The 21,039-nt window shown below is 43.7% G+C and carries 17 protein-coding genes and 1 other annotated feature; of the genes, 6 read left to right on the top strand and 11 right to left on the bottom strand.

Going from position 1 to position 21,039, the window contains the following annotated elements:
- Positions 1–9: 9 nt before the first annotated feature.
- The 3 genes from HT574_RS11160 to sppA all read right to left on the bottom strand — a co-directional run bounded on the left by HT574_RS11160 (position 10) and on the right by sppA (position 2,268).
- Complete coding sequence (locus tag HT574_RS11160) at positions 10–702, bottom strand: DUF2953 domain-containing protein (RefSeq protein WP_375154104.1); 693 nt, start codon at positions 700–702, stop codon at positions 10–12.
- Positions 703–764: 62 nt separating this feature from the next.
- The gene (locus HT574_RS11155; RefSeq protein ID WP_175244665.1) at positions 765–1,244 is read right to left on the bottom strand and encodes an RDD family protein; all 480 of its coding nucleotides are present in this window, start codon (positions 1,242–1,244) and stop codon (positions 765–767) included.
- A 13-nt stretch (positions 1,245–1,257) separates the two neighbouring features.
- Positions 1,258–2,268 (bottom strand): signal peptide peptidase SppA, encoded by a 1,011-nt coding sequence (gene sppA / locus HT574_RS11150; protein WP_175244664.1) that lies wholly within the window; start codon positions 2,266–2,268, stop codon positions 1,258–1,260.
- Between the two features lie 130 nt (positions 2,269–2,398).
- On the opposite strand from sppA, the gene HT574_RS11145 reads away from it, so the two are divergent.
- Complete coding sequence (locus tag HT574_RS11145) at positions 2,399–3,202, top strand: NAD kinase (RefSeq protein WP_175244663.1); 804 nt, start codon at positions 2,399–2,401, stop codon at positions 3,200–3,202.
- 81 nt (positions 3,203–3,283) lie between these two features.
- Here the strand turns inward: HT574_RS11145 and mbcS are convergent, their stop codons facing one another.
- The 5 genes from mbcS to ezrA all read right to left on the bottom strand — a co-directional run bounded on the left by mbcS (position 3,284) and on the right by ezrA (position 9,537).
- Positions 3,284–4,873 carry an acyl-CoA synthetase MbcS gene (mbcS, locus tag HT574_RS11140; protein WP_175244662.1) on the bottom strand — a complete coding sequence of 530 codons (1,590 nt, stop codon included), beginning with the start codon at positions 4,871–4,873 and terminating at the stop codon, positions 3,284–3,286.
- Positions 4,874–5,031: 158 nt separating this feature from the next.
- Positions 5,032–5,241 (bottom strand): alpha/beta-type small acid-soluble spore protein, encoded by a 210-nt coding sequence (locus HT574_RS11135; protein WP_175244661.1) that lies wholly within the window; start codon positions 5,239–5,241, stop codon positions 5,032–5,034.
- Between the two features lie 80 nt (positions 5,242–5,321).
- Positions 5,322–6,527, bottom strand: coding sequence for a tRNA uracil 4-sulfurtransferase ThiI (gene thiI, locus HT574_RS11130; RefSeq protein ID WP_175244660.1), 1,206 nt, complete (start codon positions 6,525–6,527; stop codon positions 5,322–5,324).
- Positions 6,528–6,532: 5 nt separating this feature from the next.
- Positions 6,533–7,678, bottom strand: a complete 1,146-nt coding sequence (locus tag HT574_RS11125; protein WP_175244894.1) for a cysteine desulfurase family protein — start codon at positions 7,676–7,678, stop codon at positions 6,533–6,535.
- A gap of 155 nt (positions 7,679–7,833) precedes the next feature.
- Entirely contained in the window at positions 7,834–9,537 is a 1,704-nt protein-coding gene (ezrA, locus tag HT574_RS11120; RefSeq protein WP_175244893.1) for a septation ring formation regulator EzrA, read from the bottom strand.
- A gap of 197 nt (positions 9,538–9,734) precedes the next feature.
- Here ezrA and hisJ point away from each other — a divergent pair, with 197 nt between their 5' ends.
- Together hisJ and HT574_RS11110 are read left to right on the top strand one after the other, a co-directional pair.
- Positions 9,735–10,559: a histidinol-phosphatase HisJ gene (gene hisJ / locus HT574_RS11115; RefSeq protein ID WP_175244659.1), complete on the top strand. Its 825-nt coding sequence runs from the start codon at positions 9,735–9,737 to the stop codon at positions 10,557–10,559.
- A gap of 35 nt (positions 10,560–10,594) precedes the next feature.
- Positions 10,595–11,074 (top strand): GAF domain-containing protein, encoded by a 480-nt coding sequence (locus tag HT574_RS11110; RefSeq protein ID WP_017434944.1) that lies wholly within the window; start codon positions 10,595–10,597, stop codon positions 11,072–11,074.
- Positions 11,075–11,125: 51 nt separating this feature from the next.
- Here the strand turns inward: HT574_RS11110 and HT574_RS11105 are convergent, their stop codons facing one another.
- The gene (locus HT574_RS11105) at positions 11,126–13,003 is read right to left on the bottom strand and encodes a sensor domain-containing diguanylate cyclase (protein ID WP_175244658.1); all 1,878 of its coding nucleotides are present in this window, start codon (positions 13,001–13,003) and stop codon (positions 11,126–11,128) included.
- 334 nt (positions 13,004–13,337) lie between these two features.
- On the opposite strand from HT574_RS11105, the gene rpsD reads away from it, so the two are divergent.
- The gene (rpsD, locus tag HT574_RS11100; RefSeq protein ID WP_175244657.1) at positions 13,338–13,940 is read left to right on the top strand and encodes a 30S ribosomal protein S4; all 603 of its coding nucleotides are present in this window, start codon (positions 13,338–13,340) and stop codon (positions 13,938–13,940) included.
- A 72-nt stretch (positions 13,941–14,012) separates the two neighbouring features.
- On the opposite strand, the gene tyrS is transcribed toward rpsD, so the two are convergent.
- Positions 14,013–15,272: a tyrosine--tRNA ligase gene (gene tyrS, locus HT574_RS11095; RefSeq protein WP_042407658.1), complete on the bottom strand. Its 1,260-nt coding sequence runs from the start codon at positions 15,270–15,272 to the stop codon at positions 14,013–14,015.
- 45 nt (positions 15,273–15,317) lie between these two features.
- Positions 15,318–15,540: a binding site (T-box leader), on the bottom strand.
- Between the two features lie 162 nt (positions 15,541–15,702).
- Here tyrS and HT574_RS11090 point away from each other — a divergent pair.
- Complete coding sequence (locus tag HT574_RS11090; protein ID WP_175244656.1) at positions 15,703–18,450, top strand: transglycosylase domain-containing protein; 2,748 nt, start codon at positions 15,703–15,705, stop codon at positions 18,448–18,450.
- 38 nt (positions 18,451–18,488) lie between these two features.
- Here the strand turns inward: HT574_RS11090 and acsA are convergent, their stop codons facing one another.
- Positions 18,489–20,204 carry an acetate--CoA ligase gene (gene acsA, locus HT574_RS11085; RefSeq protein ID WP_017434939.1) on the bottom strand — a complete coding sequence of 572 codons (1,716 nt, stop codon included), beginning with the start codon at positions 20,202–20,204 and terminating at the stop codon, positions 18,489–18,491.
- Between the two features lie 174 nt (positions 20,205–20,378).
- Here acsA and HT574_RS11080 point away from each other — a divergent pair, with 174 nt between their 5' ends.
- Positions 20,379–21,011, top strand: a complete 633-nt coding sequence (locus HT574_RS11080) for a GNAT family N-acetyltransferase (protein ID WP_175244655.1) — start codon at positions 20,379–20,381, stop codon at positions 21,009–21,011.
- Positions 21,012–21,039 lie beyond the last annotated feature (28 nt).

Raw genomic sequence — 21,039 nt, 5'->3', positions numbered from 1 at the left:
AAATTCCTCCTAGTATCCTTCATTTGTTTGCTGGGTAGCAAACGCTTTTATTTTCGACAAACGGTTGCCACGCCAATGTTTGATCACTCGTATTCCTGCTAATATAGCATGCCCGATTCGAAAATCAATCATACATATAAATTTGGTTTCCGAAACTGCTTGATGAAAAGATGGAATAATCGTGATCATAGGAGTTGTTTTTAATTTCATATATTTACTGCATACCGCCAGCACGCTATATTTTAAAGACCATCCTAACCCGACAATCATCCCTGTCGCTGCCGCGTCCCCAATTCCGATTTTCGTCTGCCATTCGAATTTCGTGATCGATACATGGCGGAAAAAATTTTTCATAATGTCATACAGGCGTACAACCCGTTCCGTAAATTCTCTTGCTTTGCGGAAATTGTCCATGATTTCCTTTGGTGTGTATTTTTTTCGTTTTTCCTTGCTTTTCGGCGTATTTCCCATACTTGTCTTCTGGGCAATAACGATACTTGGAGAGGTTGTTTCTACTTTTACAAGCGGGATATGGATCGTATAGCGAACGATTCCGAATAACGTGCGAAACGTAATTTTCCATTCATCATCATCTTGAGCATGTTGAAAAAAAATAGTCACCGACAGTTTCATCATCGCTACCATAAACAAGAATAAACACAACACACCAATAACCGCCGCTACTATTATCAACCTTCGCACTCCCTTTCAACATACCATTGTCACCATGTGCCAAAAAAAATAAACCTGCCGCAAAGGCAGATTTATTCATGAACGACAATCGTATCAGCGAACTGGTCATGCATTCCTTTTTTCTTTTCCGAAAATGCGACAAACAAAAAACCAATAAATAAAATTGTTTTCGCAATAAACTTCCCGATTACTTCGCGAAACAGCACCGTCGACCATGTCAACGGCTTCCCCGACTCATCGGCGACCTTTAGACCAAACACCATTTTTCCCAGCGTCTGCTGAAAAAACTTTGTCATAAGTACAAAATACGTATAAAATACCACTGTCGTCACAATCGTCGCCGGCGCAAACATATTCGTTCTCTCTGTTGGAATGCCGAGCAGATGAAAAAGTGGAAACACCAAGAGACGATTAAGGCTTCCGACAACGAGCAAATCAAGCAAATACGCCCAGAGACGCATCCAAAACCCGGCATACCTTATATGAGAATGCGTGTTCGCGCGTGCCTCTTTTCTGATTTCTACAGGAACAGGCAAATATTCTCCAGTCATTTTTCCACTTCCTTTACTCCGCATATAAGTACATCAAACGCGGCGAAGACGGCTTTGAAAGCAACCGAATTAATTCACTTGCCTCATGTTTCGGCATCGCATTTCGATTTAGCGCCATTTGAAACAGGGAACCAAATGAAAAATCATTCGTATACTTCACCACTTGCGCATCCTCTAAATGATGGTCTTTTTTCAGCGCAGCGATCGTATCATCCAAATAACCAAACTCGTCAATCAAACGCAGTTGCTTGGCCTGTCTTCCGTCGTAAATCCGCCCATCGGCAATTTTCCGCACTTCGCTTTCCGGGAGATGTCGACCTTCGGAAATCACTTTCACAAACCCCTCATAAGAATTTTGAATTAGTTGCTGCAATATTTTCTTTTCTGCTTCCGTCATTTTTCTTGCCGGATTCATTATATCTTTATACGGCCCGCTTTTTATTGTAACGAGCTCGACGCCGTATTTTTTGGCAAGCCCTTCGTAGTTTAAGCTTTGCATAATGACGCCGAGCGATCCGGTAATCGTTTCCGGGCTCGCAAAAATTTTATCTCCTGCCGTTGAAATATAATATCCCCCCGAAGCAGCCATCGCTCCCATGGAAACGTAAATCGGCTTTTTTGTTTCTTTTTTCAGCTTTACCAGCTGGTCGTGTATCTCCGCACTTTCGACCACACCGCCGCCCGGAGAATTCACCCTTAGAACAATCGCTTTGACCGTATCATCCTTTTTCGCTTGCTCAATCATTCGCAAAAAAGACGGATGGTTATATCCCGATGCGGAAAATAGCGTTTCGGTATCCCCTGTATCTTGAATCACCCCGTTCACTTCAAGAACGACAATTTTTTGCAATGCATCTCCGTCTTCGATGACTTCTTCGCCAAATTCCTGCTCTGCCAGCGCCAGCCAGTTTTCCGACCATTTTTCTGCATTATTGGTTAATAGTGTAGTGATGACATTAACAAGCACAGAAATGACAAATAATGCAGCGGCAATTGCCAGAGCGATCCATCGCTTTCGGTTCATTCTTTTTCCCCCTACGAAAACAACGATATTTTTAGATTGACTGCAAAAGTGTTACACTAAATAATGTATACTTTCTTTATTGTACCATAATTACATATTCACTAAAATACACCAACAGGAGGTCTTCGCCATGGCAGACGGACGAAATCATCTTTATTTTTTTTATAAGCGGGATGAACAGCTAATCAAGCGGGTAGAGCCGCTCATTGCACTCGCCAAACAAGGTCCGTTCATCGTTGTCGACAATCATCAGGAAGCGAATATTATCATCAGCATTGGGGATGACGGCGCGTTTTTGCAGGCGGTGCGGCGGACAGGGTTTCGCAGTGATTGTTTATACGTCGGCATTTCTACGCTTCCTTCACGCGGATTTTACTGCGATTTTCAAATTGATGACATCGATCATATGGTAGAAGCAACGAAAAACTTGCAGCTCGAAGTAAGAAAATATCCGACGATTGAAATCACCATTGACGATGCGGCCTCGTTTTTCTGTTTAAATGAATGTTCGATCCGTTCGCAAATTATCAAAACAATGGCAATGGAAGTATTTATTGATGATTTGCATTTTGAAACGTTCCGAGGCGACGGAATCATCGTTTCGACTCCGACGGGAAGTACAGCATATAATAAATCGGTAAATGGAGCGGTCGTTGATCCGCTTCTTCCCTGCTTTCAAGTAAGCGAGTTGGCGTCGCTGAACAACAACCGATACCGGACGCTCGGTTCATCGTTTATTTTAAGTGGGTCGAGAAAGTTAACATTAAAAATTTTAGAAGAAACCAGCCACTTTCCAATTATCGGCCTTGATAACGAAGCATTAAGCATTCAACATATAGAGAAAATCGATATTAAACTAAGCGACCGGGTAATCAAGACCGTCCGCCTGAAAGACAATTCATTCTGGGACAAAGTCAAACGAATGTTTTTATAAGAGATTCATGCTAAGCGCGAAAAATGTGCTGCCTAAATATAAAAAGACTGTTTCGTGCACGAAACAGTCTTTTTTGTTTGATTATTGCCGCGCAAGGCGCAATTCCCGCTCGCGCAGTTCGACGCGGCGAATTTTTCCCGACGGTGTTTTTGGCAAATCGTCGACAAATTCAATTTTACGCGGGTATTTATACGGTGCGGTCAGCTGTTTGACATGCTCCTGCAACTTTGGAATCAGCGTCGGATCATTTTTGTCGACTCCTTCGCGGAGAACGACAAACGCCTTCACGACGTGACCGCGTATTTCATCTGGGCTCGCTACCACCGCACATTCTTTGACAGCCGGATGCTTGACAAGGGCATCCTCTACTTCAAACGGTCCGATCGTATAGCCGGAGCTGATGATAATATCATCCCCACGTCCTTCAAACCAAAAGTAGCCGTCTTCATCCTTTCTCGCTTTATCCCCTGTAATGTAATAATCTCCGCGGAACTGCATCGCCGTTCTTTCCGGATCTTTATAGTAATACTTAAACAGCGTTGGTGTGTCGACATGGACGGCGATATCGCCAACTTCACCGACCGCGCATGGCTCTCCGTTTTCGTTGATAATCTCAACGATGTTTCCTGGCGTCGGTTTGCCCATGGATCCTGGCTTTATCTTCATTCCTTTCATCACACCGACAAGCAATGTATTTTCCGTTTGTCCATACCCATCTCGGACTTGAATGTTGAAATATTTCTCAAACGTATCAATCACTTCACGGTTAAGCGGCTCTCCGGCTGATACGGCGCTGCGGAGATGAGGAAGCTGATAATCGCCGATGTTTGGCACTTTTGCCATCAGCCGATACTCCGTCGGCGTGCAGCAAAGCACATTTACTTCGTATTTGCTTAACAGCTGCAAATATTTTTCCGGATCAAACCGGCCATAATAGACGAATCCCGTGGCACCTGAACCGAGCGTCGATAAAAACGGGCTCCAAATCCATTTTTGCCAGCCTGGGCCGGCAGTAGCCCAAACAAGATCATTTTCTTCAATACATAACCAGTTTTTCGCAGCAATGCGCAAATGCGCATACCCCCATCCGTGCGAATGAACGACCCCTTTCGGATTTCCGGTCGTTCCCGACGTATATGATAAAAACGCCATATCATCGCGGAATGTGCCGGCTGCTGCAAGCACATCGCTTTCCGCCTGCATTGCTTTCTCTAAATTGATCCAGCCGTTTGGCTCTGTTTGTCCCACGACGAATTTCACGATATGATCGATGTTTTCGATCGGTTCAAATTGATCGACATACGGCTCATAAGCGATAATCGCTTTGGCCTCGCCGTGAGAAATGCGGTATTGCAAATCTTTGGTGCGAAGCATTTCCGAACTCGGAATGACTACCAGCCCCGCTTTTAACGTTCCTAAATATACTGCATATGCTTCGATTAAGCGCGGCATCATAACGAGCACTTTGTCGCCTTTTTCAAGGCCGCGATTTAATAAAGCGCTTCCAATTTGATTGGCGCGTTTGATTAAATCGCCATATGTAATTTCCCGTGTTTCCCCTTGCTCATTTTCCCACTTTAAAGCAAGCTTATTCGGATTAGCCACCGCATGTTTTTCGATCTCGGACGTTAAATTATAACGTTCCGGAGCGATGAAATCTTCCCGCTTCATGTGCTTTCCCCACTCCCTTTGCCATAATCGTTCAGCAATGAACAGGCGCCATCTCATTGCTTGCTATTCCAATTATACAAAAAAATTATTATATTTTGAATATTTTTTTAAAATAATAAAAGGCGGGGAAAACCCGCCTCTGTAGCCATGATATTCAATTAGAATGTTTGTTGAGTACCGCCTAATTGTTGTTGTGCCATCGCAACAAGGCGTTTTGTAATTTCACCACCAACAGAACCGTTAGCGCGAGAAGTAGTGTCAGCACCTAATTGGACACCAAATTCTTGGGCAATTTCATATTTCATTTGTTCAAGAGCTTGTTGCGCACCTGGAACAAGTAATTGATTCGAATTGTTGCTGCGTGCCATATGCTTTCACCTCCTTGTACCTATAGAATGTGTGAAAACATATGGCCTCATGCATCCATCATTTTGGTAAATTTTGAGATTTAGAATAACTGCTCAAACTCGTCTTCCGCTTCGAAATCTTCATCAATGACTATCGTTTCCGTATTGGCAATCGCCTTTTCTATCAATGGGTCTAAGTCGACAGCACTTTCATAACGAAGCACTTTCTCTTTTTTCGGTTTGGTTTTTGGCGATTTTGGCGTAAAAATGGTGCAGCAATCTTCATATGGAAGAATGGAAATATCGTGTGTATCAATTTTTTTCGCGATCTCGATAATTTCAATTTTATCCATCGACACAAGCGGGCGGAGAATCGGAGTTGTTGTCACCTCATTGATGACAAACATGCTTTCCAGCGTTTGGCTTGCCACTTGGCCAAGGCTTTCCCCTGTGACAATCGCTAGCGCTCGCTGGCGCCGACGCAAAGCATCCGTAATTTTTAACATCGCCCTTCTTGTCGAAATAAGTGAATATTCATCTGGCACTTGTTTGTAAATTTCCTGCTGCACTTCGGTAAATGGGACGATATGAAGTTTGATTTTCCCGCCGTACGTCGTTAATTTTTTTACTAAATCAATCACTTTTTGTTTTGCCCGCTCGCTTGTAAACGGAGGACTGAAAAAGTGAACCGCTTCAATCTCAAGGCCGCGCTTCATCGCCAAGTATCCGGCAACAGGGCTATCAATTCCGCCAGAAAGCATCAGCATCGCCTTGCCGCTTGTCCCGACCGGCAAACCGCCGGCGCCGAAAATATCGCGGCATGTCACATAAGTACCATCTTGGCGAACCTCGACGCGGACGTTAATATCGGGATTATGGACATCAACGGTTAATCCATCTGTATTACGTAAAATATAAGCGCCGATTTCATGATTTAATTCGTCACTTCCATATGGAAATCGTTTGTCTACTCTTCGCGCGCTTACTTTAAACGTTTTTCCTTCGTATGGAAGCTGTTTCACTGCTGCCAGCGCTGTTTCTTTTATTTCGTTTAATTCATTATGGCACTTCATCGCCAAACTAAAGGAATGAATGCCAAATACAGTTTTTAGCTTTTCAATAATTGGTTCGTGCGGTTCTCCGTTTAATAAAATGTACATGCGATCTCGCATGTATTCGATTTGAATATTAGGAAACATATGAAGCTTTTTAGAAACATTATTTTTTAGACGGCGAACAAACACGTTGCGATTTCGGCCTTTTGTCGTCATTTCACCATAGCGGATTAAAATGCGGTCATATTTCATAGCAATTACCTCGTTACCTCACTTAATTTTTCAATAGCTTTTTTTATCGCAGCAACGGCAAGCGGAATTTCCTCGAGCGTATTTTCAAAAGAAAGGCTGATGCGAATTCCGCTTTCTGCCCGTTCTTCCCCCACTCCCATCGCCAACAATGTTTTGCTTGGCGCTTTCTTTTTTGAGGAACATGCCGATGTCGTCGAAACAAAAATATCGCTTTTCGCTAACTCATGGACAAACACTTCCGGCTTCATGCCGTGTTTTAACGAAAAATTAATGATATGAGGAGCGGAGTGCTCCACCGGGGTATTGATTTGAATCTCTGGAATTGCTTTTAGTTCATTCAGCCATGCTTGCTTTACTTCATGCAGATAATCGATTTGTTTATCGTATTTTTCCAGCGCGATTCGCAGCGCTTTTGCCATGGCCACGATAGCCGGGACATTTTCCGTTCCAGAGCGGAGCTGCATTTCCTGCCCCCCGCCGGCGAGCAACGGCGAGAGCCGGATGCCTTGACGAACATATAAAATGCCTGCTCCACGCAATCCATGAAACTTATGGGCTGACATCGTGCACAGATCAATCCGTGCTTTTTTCATATCAAGCGGCACTTTGCTAATGCCTTGCACACGGTCGACATGGAAAATCGTTTTCGGATAATGCGCCAGCAGCGTGCCGATTTCTTCAACAGGCTGAATCGCGCCAACCTCGTTGTTGACATGCATGACGGAAACGAGAATCGTATCTTCGCGAAGCGCCTTTTTCACTTGCTCGGCCGTGACCATCCCATGTTCGTTTACCGGCAAATACGTCACTTCAAATCCTAGTTGTTCCAGCTGCTGACAAGGCTCCGATACGGATGGGTGCTCTATGGCCGTCGTGATAATATGCTTGCCGCGATGGCGATATTGAAACGCCACCCCTTTGATTGCAAAGTTATTCGCTTCTGTTCCTCCAGATGTAAAAACAATTTCACTAGGCTTTACCTTTAAAGCGGCGGCAATTTGTTCGCGCGCCTGCGTTAAGAGGCGCTCCGACTTCATCCCTAACTCATGCAGCGAGGACGGATTGCCAAAATATTTTGTTGCGACAGTGACAAACGAATCGATCACCTCAGGAAACGGTTTTGTTGTTGCGCTATTATCTAAATAAATCATCACGTCCATCCTCCGATTATCGTCCACCATGATACATTAGTAAATATAATAAAGAAAGCAATAAAACATCAACCAAAATATATTTTATTTACATTATTCACAAAAAAACCGATAAATATCTATTTGCATACAGCGATATTCATCGGTTCTCTTTACTATTTCTCACTCGAGCGCTCTTCCTGAAGCATTTGCTGAACACGTTGAAATGCGCCAGGCTCCACCTTTTCTAAAGTGGCTACCGCTTGCTCTAACGCCTGCTCATAATCGTAATGGCGAAATAAAGATTCTGCTTCCTCCAGCCCCTCCTGCACAGCCGGGTAACGGCGACGATAACGATTTCCGTACTGAATTACTTTTTCCACGAGCGAAGCTTGCTCAATCATTTCCTCCGTCCATTCGTATAGGCGCTGAACAGTTGTTTTTGCCTCTTCGAGCGCTTCGTTGACAGCAGGCATGTCGAGCGGTTTCTCTTCAAGCCGCAACATCACTTCTTCCAAACGGCCTTTTGCCTCGGACAACTGCAGCGTATACGACTCCGGAAGCCCTGGCAATCGGCTTTTTTGCACAAGCCGCAGCGCCTCGGACAATTTTTTCTTCATTTCCTCTAATTTTTCGCGGGCAACCAACTCATCTTTGCGCAACGCTTGCAACGTTTCACGAAACTGTTCATGCTCCTCTTTCATTATTTCTATTTGCGCTACAAGCTGTTCCAGTTCTTCTTTTAAAAGCGAATATGCCGTTTTCGCTTCGAAAATGCGGGTCTGAATGATGTCAAACCGCTTTCTTAACTGGTGTATTTGCTTTTCAATGCTGCGATATTTTTCTATATCTTTTGCAGGTAAACAGTAGCTTTGCTGCACAAATAGCGTTTCTTCACTCGTTTCCTTCGCTTCTTCATTCAGCATATGTAACATTTCTTCGATACGGGGCACTTCTGTCTTTATATATTGATGAGCAAGCACTTCTTTTTCCAGCAAATCATATAAAGCATCAATTTCTTCTTTTAATTCAGTAATCCCTTGTTTTGCTTCTTCAATCCGCAAATCGCGAATCATCTGTACGTATTGTTCGACTTTTTCCCGCTTTTCTTTGATTTGTTGCTCCATTTGTAAATGGTCAAGAATATAGCCTCCTTGCTCCATTTCCTGATATCCGTCAAAAAGCTCTTCCAGCTGTGCCGGAATCGTTGTCTGGCACTCTGTCAGCAATTCTGGAATCTCGTTCATCATCGCTTTCATTTCACTTAGCTCTTTTTTTAAGGAATGAACCACTTCCCTTGCAGCCAAATAGTTTCCCGTTGCGGTTAATTCTTCAAATTTTTTAAATAAAGTCTCCGCTTCTTCCAATTTTTCATCGAGCTTTGCTGCTGCAACGCCAAACGTATACCGGTAAGCGAGCAGCGTTTTCTTCGCTTCCCGATACATCGCCCGCAATTCTTCTATTTCAACCCGGTTTTGTTCTTTACTGCCAATTAATTCATGTACTTTATCAATCATCAATTGCACTTCTTCTTCGATCTGACGCAGCCATTGGTCGATGTCACGCAGCAGCGCTTTCGCCTGCGTATAGCGGTATTTATCAAGCAGCGTCTCCGCATCGAATAATTTTTCTTCCACATCCGGCAGTTGAACAGCGACGATATCATCCCATTTTTGCCGCCACTGTTCAAACAGGCGCTCTGTTTCCCCTGTCATGTTCAGCTGCTTCATTTTCGAAAGCTCATCGGGCACCGGCCGGTTCATCAGCGCTATTTTCCATGCTTCCAAGCGGTCAATTTCGCGATACATTTTTTTTCGATACATATGGTTATATATTATTGCTCCCGCAAGAAGGAGCAAAACAATAACTATAATTTTCATCAAACCACAAGCCTCCTTGCACTCGAGTTACTCATAAGCGAAAAATGAGATGAATCGAGCAGGCAAACATATTTACATAATGTTTTTTCAATGTTTTTATGATACCATGTTATCGACATTTTTTTGACCAAAATTTTTATTTTTTTTACAGAAATCTTCATTTTTCTTTCTATTATACAATTTAGGAGGGAGCCGTTGTGCGCGACGGACACATTCATACTCCATTTTGTCCGCATGGAAGCAGCGATCCACTAGAACGCTATGTGGAAAGGGCCATTGCGCTTGGTTACAAAGAAATTTCCTTCACCGAACATGCACCGCTTCCAGAAGGATTTACCGATCCGACGCCATATCAAGATAGCGCGATGCGCCGCGAACAGCTCGATCAATATTTCACAGCACTTGACGATATAAAAGCCCGTTATCGAAATGATATTATCATTCATACCGGACTTGAAGTCGACTTTATCCCTGGATTTGAAGAAAAAACAGCACGGTTTTTAGAAGAGGTCGGTTCTTTCTTAGATGACAGCATTTTGTCTGTCCATTTTCTTTACTGTAAAGGTCAGTATGTCTGCATCGATTACAGTCCGGAAATGTTTGGCGATATCATCCGGTTATTTAGCACCATCGACAACGTATATAAAACATATTACCATACTGTTTTACAGTCCATCCGCGCCAATCTTGGCCGATATAAGCCGAAACGCATTGGCCATCTTACACTCGTCCGCAAGTTCCAAAGACAGTTTCCATGCCCGATTTCGACGGACGGGCTAGTGTTGCAGATCCTCGATGAAATAAAAGAACGTGGCTATGAAATCGACTACAACGGTGCGGGAGTCACAAAACCGCTCTGTTTACAGCCTTATCCGCCAAATGAATTTATTCGTGAGGCAATGAAGCGAAACATCCGCATCATTTATGGTTCAGACGCGCACCGTGCGGATGATTTGCACCAAGGTACAGACGAGATGATCAAAGAAGCGTTTTCGTTTGACAAGTTTTCATCATCGCCATAAAATTAACTCCATAAAACAAAGGAGGCGGAACAATATTGTTTCACGTTACTGCTTACAACGGAACCCGGGAAGAAAATTATGAGTTGGTTATTCAGCAGCTGCGCTCATTAATCGACGGAGAAACAAACTTCATCGCCAATTTGGCCAATGCTGCGGCCTTATTGAATCATTTTTTGCACGAAATTAATTGGGTCGGCTTTTATTTGACCGAAGGCGACGAGCTTGTGCTAGGACCGTTCCAAGGACTTCCCGCCTGCGTGCGTATTCCGTTCGGCAAAGGTGTATGCGGCACTGCTGCCAAAAACAAAAAAACCATCATCGTTCCAGATGTTCACCTTTTTCCAGGGCATATCGCGTGCGACGCCGCATCCCAGTCAGAGATCGTCGTACCAATGACGAAAGATGGAAACGTCATCGGCGTTCTGGATATTGACAGCCCGATCAAAAACCGCTTTGATGAAACAGATGGGCAATATTTAGAGAAATTCGTTGAGACAATTATTTCCACGTTATAGACGAGGAAACAACAAGTGTGAAGAAAGGAATCCGCCTATTCGGATTCCTTTCTATGCTCTATATTGATGGACATAATCCTTGACGAAGATGCAGTTTTTTCCTGTCCTTTTTGCCATATAAAGCGCCTCATCCGCCCGTTTAAATAAATCGTCTACTTCTTCCAGGCGATTTTTTTTCCAATAGGAAATACCGCACGAAATCGTTACGGGAGGATGTGTCCCCGTCCTTACCTTTTCGGCAAGACGATGGGCGACTGAAATGCCGGTAGCCAATGACACTTTCGGCAAATAAACGGCGAGCTCTTCCCCGCCCCAGCGGGCGCCGATGTCGCTCGAACGAATATTGGTGCGAATAATATTGGCCACTTGCACGAGCACCTCATCTCCCGCTTGATGCCCGTATGTGTCATTAATTTGCTTAAAATTGTCAATATCCACTAAAATAAGCGTGCCAAATGTATGATGGCGCATCGATTTTTTTAGTTGTTCATCTAAGTACCGCCGTGTATATAACTTCGTCAAATAATCGGTGACCACCAGCTTTTCCAGCTCTTCTCTTAAAATCGCATTCATAAATGCAAGGGTAGAATGTTGAATAAGGGACTGCAGCAATTTAAACATTTCAAATGTAAAATGGTACGGTTTATGATGCAACACAATACAAATCCCTTTCATCGCCCCATTTTGCACCATCGGCACAGCCATTAAAGAGCGATAAACAGGAACAGCCGGAGAAGCTTGAACATCCGCATCCCCAACAAAAATAATATCCATTTCTGCTTTCAGTTTTCTTTCGACAAATTCCACATATTTCTTCGCTTGCCGAGACCGAAAAAATGGAGTGCTTCCAGGCAGCAGTTTGCGCTTTTTTCCCTCAAACAAGAAAAAACCGACTTCATCGGCGCAAAAAGACTGCTTAATTTGCTGTACCATAAATTCAATTGCATCTTGCAGACGCAAATTCGTATTAAGCCGATGCATCGATTCGTTAATCAGTTGCAAATCAGCAACAAGACGGCGCGACTGTTCATACAGCCTGGCATTTTCGAGAGCGCTTCCAGCTGTATTCGCTAACAGCGAAATAAAATTAATTTCCTTTTTTGGAAATTTCATAATGTACGGAGCCGTAATTTGAATCACACCGTAAACACCTTGTCCTCCTTTAATTGGTGCATATAAAATGGAGCGACGCGGCGAAATGGAGTCTTCAAGCTGAATTCTTCCTGTTAAAAATGCTTGCAATGCCGCCATATTTTCCGTACTTTCATCAAATTCAAGTGTTTTGATCGGCAAATAATCGCAGTGCTGATTATCGTGCGACAAAAGCAAGCGGTATGTAAAAGATGGATATACTTGCTTAAGCGTATTGACAATTTCTTCTAATACGTTATCAATTTGCATGGAAGAATGAATTTTTGCCGCAAACTGATGCAACCGTTCATAACGTTTTTCATTACTAAGTCCTTGGGAGATGATGCGAAGTTTTTGGAACAGCATAGAAAAATCTTGCCTGATTTTCTTTAATAGTTGCTCACTTATAGGTAAGTGGCGAGGGTACACAAATTGCAACATTCCGATTGTTTCTTCCGAAAGGTGAAGAAAAATGCGCGCGGTGGTATATTCTCCATCCTCACAAAATTGAATTGCTCGTTGTTCATCATCTGCGATCGCCGCTATATCAACCGGCAAGTCAGAGGGAACGAAAGGAGAGCGGATTGTTTCCAGCTCTGTCATCGCTTCCGGATAAAATGTTTTGCTTAAAGGATCAAACATAAAAAAAGAGACTTGTTCCATCATAAGTTCTCGTTTCAGCAGCAGCAACAACTCTTTTATCATGCTGGAAAAATTATCATAGCCCTCATATGTTAAAAACCAATGAAAAAATTTTTGCCTAAAGGCCTCATATACTTTCTCTTCTTCTAGTTTCATCGCCCTTTTCACCTAGACTGACGTTCTCATTCCAGTTAGAATGGAGTGATAACAAGACTTTTCTAAAAATTACATCTTTTATTATAGCATATTATCTCGAAATAAGGGAAATAAAATGTTGACTTTATCTGATAAAAATCATATAATACCCTTTGTGTAAAATATAGCAGCCTTAGTGCTCACCTTTATGGTTCCATTTTGTTCCTCGAATATCGAGGTGTATCGTGTAACTCTTAGCTGCTAGAGCGAGGATACATGAAAACAAAATGGCCATAATTGTTGATGCACGTCTGCTTTTATTTTACCCGAATAAAAGCAAAAGGAGGAGCAATAAATGGCTCGTTATACAGGTCCAACGTGGAAAATTTCCCGCCGCCTTGGAATCTCGTTAAGCGGTACAGGTAAAGAGTTGCAAAAACGTCCTTATCCGCCAGGCCAGCATGGCCCAGGTCAACGCAGAAAGCTTTCCGAATATGGTCTGCAATTGCAAGAAAAACAAAAACTTCGTCATATGTATGGCGTAAACGAACGCCAATTCCGCAAAACGTTTGAGGAAGCTGGCAAAATGCCTGGTAAACACGGGGAAAACTTTATGATTTTGTTAGAGTCCCGCTTAGATAACCTCGTTTACCGTTTAGGCTTTGCGCGCACTCGCCGTCAAGCACGCCAGCTTGTCACGCACGGTCACATTTTAGTCGATGGAAATCGTGTTGACATCCCGTCCTATCGCGTAAAACCTGGCCAAACGATTGCGGTTCGTGAAAAATCGCGCAACCTTCAAGTCATTAAAGAAGCATTGGAAACAAACAACTTTGTTCCTGATTATTTAACATTAGATGCAGACAAAATGGAAGGCACGTATACTCGTTTACCTGAACGCTCCGAATTACCGGCGGAAATTAACGAAGCATTAATCGTTGAGTTCTACTCTCGTTAATGAACGATATCCCTTCAGAGAAGGCTCTGAAGGGATATTTTTTTCACAAATAAATCCTGGCATTGCCAGGATTTATTTGTAACGGATTAAGTAATATTTTTTCTTTCCGCGGCGAATGACCGTAAAGCGTCCTTCGATGCGGTTTTCTTTGGCAATGACGGCATTGATGTCTTGCACGCGCTTGCCGTTGACATAAATCGCGCCATTGGCAATGTCTTCCCGCGCTTGCCGTTTCGATGGCACAATTTTCGCCATGACAAGCAGTTCTACTAACGGAACTTCTTCCCCTTCATATTCAAAAGAAGGGACATCTTTAAACCCTTGTTCAATTTCCTCTGCGGACAACTCCGACACACTGCCGCTAAAGAGCGCCTCGGAAATACGAATCGCTTGCTTAAGCGCATCTTCGCCATGGACTAGTTTTGTCATTTCTTCCGCGAGCGCTTTTTGCGCTGCCCGCTGTTCAGGAGCTTCCTGTAGTTTTCGCTCAAGTTCCTCGATTTCGTCTTTGGATAAGAAAGTAAAATACTTCAAGTATTTAATGACATCGCGGTCATCGGTGTTAATCCAAAATTGGTAAAACTCATATGGGGATGTTTTTTCTTTATCAAGCCAAATCGTTCCGCTCTCTGTTTTTCCGAATTTCGTCCCGTCGGCTTTCGTCACGAGCGGAATTGTCAATCCGAACGCTTTTGCCTCTCCTTCGGTTTTGCGAATCAATTCCAACCCGGCCGTAATATTTCCCCATTGGTCACTGCCGCCGATTTGCAAGCGGCAATTTTCTGTTTGATACAATTTAAGGAAATCAAAAGCTTGTAAAATCATATAGCTAAATTCGGTGAACGAAATACCAGTTTCGATGCGCGATTGTACTGATTCTTTGGCCAGCATGTAGTTTAGCCCGAAGTTCTTTCCAACATCGCGCAAAAAAGTAATCACATCGAGCGAGCCAATCCAGTCATAGTTGTTGGCGATTTTCGCCGGATTTTCTTTCGCATCAAAATCTAAAAATCTTGCCAATTGCTCTTTAATCCGATTGCTCCACTGTTGCACCGTTTCTTTTGGATTTAATGTACGCTCGCTTTTTTTTCCGCTTGGGTCTCCTATTAATCCCGTTGCACCGCCCACAAGCGCAATTGGACGGTGACCAGCTAGCTGAAATCGCCGCAGCGTCAAAATCGGTAATAAACTCCCGATATGCAAACTGTCAGCCGTTGGATCAAATCCACAATATAATGTTACCTTTCCCTCATTTAACAACTGGCGCAGCCCTTCCATATCGGTAGCTTGGTTAATGAGTCCGCGCCACTCAAGCTCTTGCAGTAAATCCATCTTTACCCCACCTCTTTTTTATAAAATAAAAAACTCGCCCCAAAGTGAAGGGACGAGTGACAACCGCGGTACCACCCTACTTAGAAAGCTTCGCGCTTTCTCATCTCATTTGGATAACGGCGCACACCGTCTTTTGCTACTTGGCTACTGCCGTTCGCAAAAGCTGCTCGAGGAGGTAATTCGCGTTTATCTATGTGCTAGTTCGCACCGACCACTAGCTCTCTGAAACAGGGAGATAAACACTACTTGTTCCTGTCATCGCTTTGTCCTATGTCATTTATGCTATACACTTTTTTACCACAACTTTTCTTGGTTTGTCAAATCGAGTTTTTCTCGTATACAAAATAGACGGAAAAATGACAAAATGCCGCAATATTCAACAAAAATATGATATAATTATTTATATTATTCGTTGTATAGGGGGGTGCTCATGGAGCATAAAAAGCAAACATTTTCCCTAGAGAAGGCATGGCGCTATTTTTTTATTACATATGAAGTCGTTTGGAATCTTTTCCTTATTTTTTTCATTCTTATTCTTTGCCTCATATGCTTTGCCGTCGGTCTTGGCGCTGGGTATTTCGCTTCTTTGGTAAAAGACATGCCCATCCCTTCCTATAAGGAGATGAAAAGGGATATTTACGACTACGAAGAAACGTCGCATATTTACTTTGCCAATAACGTTTATCTCGGCAATTTCCGCTCTGATCTAGAAAGGGAGGAAGTCAAATTACAAGATGTTTCTCCGTATGTAATTAAAGCGATTACAGCAACGGAAGACGAATACTTTTACGAACATCACGGGGTTGTTCCAAAAGCGATCATTCGCGCGCTGTTTCAGGAAGCGACGAACTCGCCGCTACAAACAGGCGGAAGCACGCTGACACAGCAGCTTGTCAAAAATCAAATATTGACGAATGAAGTATCATTTGAACGAAAGGCAAAAGAAATATTGCTCGCCCTTCGCCTTGAAAAGTTTTTTAGTAAAAATGAAATCTTAGAAGCCTATTTAAATGTCGTCCCATTCGGCCGAAACGCATCAGGCCGCAATATTGCCGGCATCCAGGCGGCTGCTCAGGGAGTATTTGGCGTAGACGCCAAAGATTTAAATCTAGCCCAAGCAGCATTCTTAGCCGGCCTCCCACAAAGCCCGTTTGTGTATACTCCGTTTACAAGCGACGGCAATGTGAAAAAAGACTTATCTCCGGCGCTGCACCGGATGAAGAAGGTATTGAATCGAATGAAGCAGGCGGGATATATTTCCGAAAAACAATATCAAGAAGCGTTGCAATACGATATCGCCAAACATTTTGCACCGCCAAAACCGTCACCATTTGAAAAATACCCGTGGCTGACGATGGAAATCGAAAAACGCGCTAAAGAAGTATTGGCCGAGGTATTAGCCAAAAAAGATGGGTATACAAAAGAGCAGCTGTTGCAAAATTCATCCCTTCACGAACGATATGCAGCAAAAGCGGAAAAACAACTGCGCCAAAACGGATACAATATTTACACAACGATCGACAAAACGATTTACGACCGCATGCAAAAAGTAGTGGCCGATTACCGCTATTACGGCGATGACAAAATTCAATATGTAAAAGACAAAGAGACGGGAAAAATGGTTGCCAAGCGCGAGCCTGTCGAAGTCGGTGCGATTTTGATTGAAAATTCAACTGGAAAAATCATTAGCTTTGTCGGCGGCAGAGATTACAAACGGGAGCAACTCAATCACGCGACACAAGCATATCGGTCGAATGGCTCGACGATGAAGCCGCTGCTTGTATACGCACCGGCAATGGAGATGGGCATCGTCCAGCCCGGTTCCGTCATTCCAGATATGCCATTGAGGGTTAATGGTTATACACCAAAAAATGCAGATGGAAAAACGCACGGCCTCGTTTCGGCGCGGCGCGCTTTACAGTATTCCTATAACATCCCTGCGATCCGCACTTATATGAAGATCATGAACCAACATCCAGTAGAATATCTGCATAAAATGGGCATTACCAGCGTGGCAAAAACAGAGGAAAACCACATCGCCTTAGCAATTGGCGGAACTTCCACAGGGGTAACCGTCGAGGAAAATGTCAACGCCTATGTTACTTTTGCTAATTACGGAACGTTTGTAGACGCTTATTTAATCGAAAAAATCGTATCAAATGATGGACAAGTCATTTATGAACATCAGAGCGATCCCGTTCCTGTTTTTTCTCCGCAGACGTCCTATTTAATGATTGATATGATGAGGGATGTCATTCGCGGCGGTACAGCATCTTCTCTCCGGTCTTATTTAAAATTCCAAGCGGATTGGGCTGGAAAAACAGGGACAAGCGAAAATCAACAAGACTCATGGTTTGTGGCAACAAACCCAAACGTGACATTTGGAGTGTGGATGGGATACGATACACCTGCACCATTGCAATCTACGTACAGAGGACTATCTTATAGCAAACGAACTCAGCTGTTATGGGCGCAATTAATGAATTCCGCCTACGATGTTAATCCGCAGCTCATCGCGCCAAACAATCGCTTCAACATGCCCGGCGGCATCGTGCGGAGAGCCTATTGTACCGTTTCAGGACTTACTCCGTCCAATGCGTGCCAAAAAGCTGGATTAGTTAGCTATGACTTGTACAACACAAAATTTACGCCAAAACAAGGAAAAGAACAGTATTTGATTGAAGGACGCTTCGTTGAGGTAAACGGCAAGCGGTACGCCGCGCTTGATACAACACCGAGCGAGTTTGTTTCCAGTGGAGTTATTTTAAATAGGGAAGTATTGAAAAGATGGGGGATGAATCGTTCAAGCGCTAGTGAATGGAATGGGATGCTGTTTGTTAATGAGTTAAAAGAAAATGGAAAAATCCCGGCACCACCGGCCATCCATCTGGCAAATGGAACCACCATCACTTGGCAGCCGCATTCGGAACACGATGTGATTGGCTATCGCGTATATCGCACTGGACAAGGCGGCGCGCCGTCCCAAGTTGTCGCGGTCGTCAAAGCTGGAAAAACACTATCCTTTGCCAAGCTGCAACCTGGAGCAACCTATTACGTCACAGCTGTGGATATCAGCGGCAAGGAGTCGGCGCCGTCCAATACGGTTGCAGCTCCATTGCCTAGCGCCGCGAACCAAGCCAAAGAAAAAACACAAACGCCTGAAAAACAAAAACATTAAAATAGCGAAAAAGCTGATCGAAACCGATCAGCTTTTTCTTAATCTTCCATCGTCGATAAATCGCCTGTCGGCAAGTTAAGCTCCCACGCTTTTAAAACGCGGCGCATAATTTTCCCGCTTCGCGTTTTTGGAAGTTTGTCGCGGAATTCAATTTCCCGCGGCGCTGCATGTGCCGCCAATCCTTTTTTGACAAACTGGCGAATGTCTTCTTTCAATTCCTCGGATGGTTCATATCCTTCCCGAAGCGAAATAAATGCTTTAATGATTTCCCCGCGCACTGGATCCGGCTTACCGATGACACCTGCTTCCGCTACCGCTGGATGTTCGACTAGCTTGCTTTCGACTTCAAACGGACCGACGCGTTCCCCTGACGTATTAATAACGTCATCGACACGTCCTTGGAACCAGAAGTAGCCGTCTTCGTCCATATAAGCGGAGTCGCCGGAAACATACCAGTCGCCGATGAAATACGATTCATATTTTTGCGGGTTGTTCCAAATCGTTTTCATCATCGACGGCCAGCCTTTTTTGATCGCTAAGTTCCCCATCCGGTATGGCGGCAGTTCGTTTCCTTGATCATCAATGATAGCTGCTTTGACACCAGGAATCGGTTTGCCCATCGAACCTGGCTTGATTTCCATACATGGATAGTTACAGATAAGATGCGCGCCCGTTTCCGTCATCCACCATGTATCATGAATGCGGCGCTGGAATACTTTCATTCCCCAGCGAATCACCTCTGGGTTTAACGGCTCACCAACGCTAAGGATGTGGCGAAGAGAGCTTAAATCATATTTTTTAACAATTTCATCCCCCGCTCCCATTAACATGCGAAACGCCGTCGGTGCACTATACCATACTGTCACGCCAAAATCTTGAATCGTCTGATACCAGGCATCCGGACTGAAACGGCCACCGACAATCACATTCGATGCTCCGCATAACCATGGACCGAAAATACCGTAAGAAGTGCCTGTCACCCATCCTGGATCTGCTGTGCACCAATAAATATCGTCTTCTTTTAAATCCAGCACCCATTTTGCCGTTTGATAGTGCTGAATCATCGCGTTATGAACGTGCAAAACTCCTTTTGGCTTTCCGGTAGAGCCGGAAGTATAATGCAAAATCAAGCCGTCTTGGCGGTCGACCCATTCGATATCAAAGTGCTTGCTCGCCTCATTCATCCGTTTCTTTAAGTCGATATACGGACCTTCTTCAACAATGTTATCCCCGACGAGGAAAACATATTTTAATTCCGGAAGATCGTTGACTGGAACGCGCGGCAGCAGTTCCGGCGTCGTGACGATTGCCTTTGCCCCGCTATCTTCGAGGCGGTCGCGCACCGCTCCTTCCATAAACGCCTCAAACAGCGGACCGACAATGGCTCCTGTCTTAATGATTCCGAGTACGGCGAAGTACAATTCCGGAGAACGCGGCATAAATACAAATACACGGTCTCCTTTTTCAATTTCCGCCACTTGTTTCAGCACGTTGGCCACTTTATTGGACATTTCCTTCATTTCTTTAAAGGTATATTTTTCGTTTCTCGATGCATCGCGGTAATAAAGCGCTACTTTATTTTTGCGGAACGATTCCGCATGGCGGTCAATGGCTTCATACGCCATATTGACTCTGCCGGTTTCAAACCAGGAAAACTCTTTCTCTACTTCTTTCCAATCAAAATGTTTATATGTGTCCTCGTAACTTTTTAAATTATAATCCCCTTGTACGACCGGTAGCACTTCTGTTTTCATTCTCCTAATCCCCCTTATGTAAGTGGTTACAATTTTATTATAGTATACAAAATCCGAATTCTCAATTTTTTAAATATTTGCATGACATTTTTTTTGAAATTTTTTTGAAATCCGTTTATCCATTTACTTTTTATGTATAATGAAAGAAGAAAGACCTATCCAGGTGGTGACCGAATGGAACATAAAAAAACGTATAATGCCAAAGAATTAAAAACACCAAAAGGAACGCTGATTATCGAAGGCCCGATATCAGCTGAGAAACTAGCAAGTTATGAATTTCACCATGACCTGACATCCTTCCGCCAGCCTCCTCAGCAGCATCAAGCATTGATCGAAATTGCGAAGCTGCCAGAAGGAAGAATCATTATCGCTCGTCATCATCACACGATTATTGGCTACGTAACGTTTCTATACCCCGATCCGCTTGAACGTTGGTCAGAAGGAAACATGGAAAATTTAATCGAGCTGGGCGCGATTGAAGTCATTCCGGAGTTCCGCGGTTATGGAGTAGGGAAAAATTTACTGATGGTATCGATGATGGATGACGCAATGGAAGATTATATTATCATTACTACCGAATATTACTGGCATTGGGATTTAAAAGGGACAGGGCTAACCGTATGGGAATACCGGAAAGTGATGGAGAAAATGATGAATGCCGGCGGGCTTGTTTGGTATGCTACCGATGATCCAGAAATTTGTTCCCATCCAGCCAACTGCTTAATGGCCCGCATCGGCAAACGGGTCGATCAAGAGTCTATTCAAAAATTCGACCGCCTTCGTTTTATGAATCGGTATATGTATTAAAAATCGTTCTTGACAACAAAGGGGAGAG

Origin of the sequence: Parageobacillus sp. VR-IP (genome assembly GCF_013357975.1) — a bacterium.
GTDB lineage: Bacteria > Bacillota > Bacilli > Bacillales > Anoxybacillaceae > Saccharococcus > Saccharococcus caldoxylosilyticus.
Note: the sequence above shows the minus strand (reverse complement) of the source record. Positions and strands in the feature narration are given on the sequence as shown.

Coding starts and splice junctions, on each gene's coding strand:
- HT574_RS11090 (WP_175244656.1), top strand. CDS start 15,703: ATGGAGCATAAAAAGCAAACATTTTCCCTAGAGAAGGCATGGCGCTAT.
- sppA (WP_175244664.1), bottom strand. CDS start 2,268: ATGAACCGAAAGCGATGGATCGCTCTGGCAATTGCCGCTGCATTATTT.
- thiI (WP_175244660.1), bottom strand. CDS start 6,527: ATGAAATATGACCGCATTTTAATCCGCTATGGTGAAATGACGACAAAA.
- acsA (WP_017434939.1), bottom strand. CDS start 20,204: ATGAAAACAGAAGTGCTACCGGTCGTACAAGGGGATTATAATTTAAAA.
- HT574_RS11155 (WP_175244665.1), bottom strand. CDS start 1,244: ATGACTGGAGAATATTTGCCTGTTCCTGTAGAAATCAGAAAAGAGGCA.
- rpsD (WP_175244657.1), top strand. CDS start 13,338: ATGGCTCGTTATACAGGTCCAACGTGGAAAATTTCCCGCCGCCTTGGA.
- HT574_RS11125 (WP_175244894.1), bottom strand. CDS start 7,678: ATGATTTATTTAGATAATAGCGCAACAACAAAACCGTTTCCTGAGGTG.
- tyrS (WP_042407658.1), bottom strand. CDS start 15,272: ATGGATTTACTGCAAGAGCTTGAGTGGCGCGGACTCATTAACCAAGCT.
- ezrA (WP_175244893.1), bottom strand. CDS start 9,537: ATGAAAATTATAGTTATTGTTTTGCTCCTTCTTGCGGGAGCAATAATA.
- HT574_RS11105 (WP_175244658.1), bottom strand. CDS start 13,003: ATGAAACTAGAAGAAGAGAAAGTATATGAGGCCTTTAGGCAAAAATTT.
- HT574_RS11080 (WP_175244655.1), top strand. CDS start 20,379: ATGGAACATAAAAAAACGTATAATGCCAAAGAATTAAAAACACCAAAA.
- HT574_RS11145 (WP_175244663.1), top strand. CDS start 2,399: ATGGCAGACGGACGAAATCATCTTTATTTTTTTTATAAGCGGGATGAA.
- HT574_RS11135 (WP_175244661.1), bottom strand. CDS start 5,241: ATGGCACGCAGCAACAATTCGAATCAATTACTTGTTCCAGGTGCGCAA.
- mbcS (WP_175244662.1), bottom strand. CDS start 4,873: ATGAAGCGGGAAGATTTCATCGCTCCGGAACGTTATAATTTAACGTCC.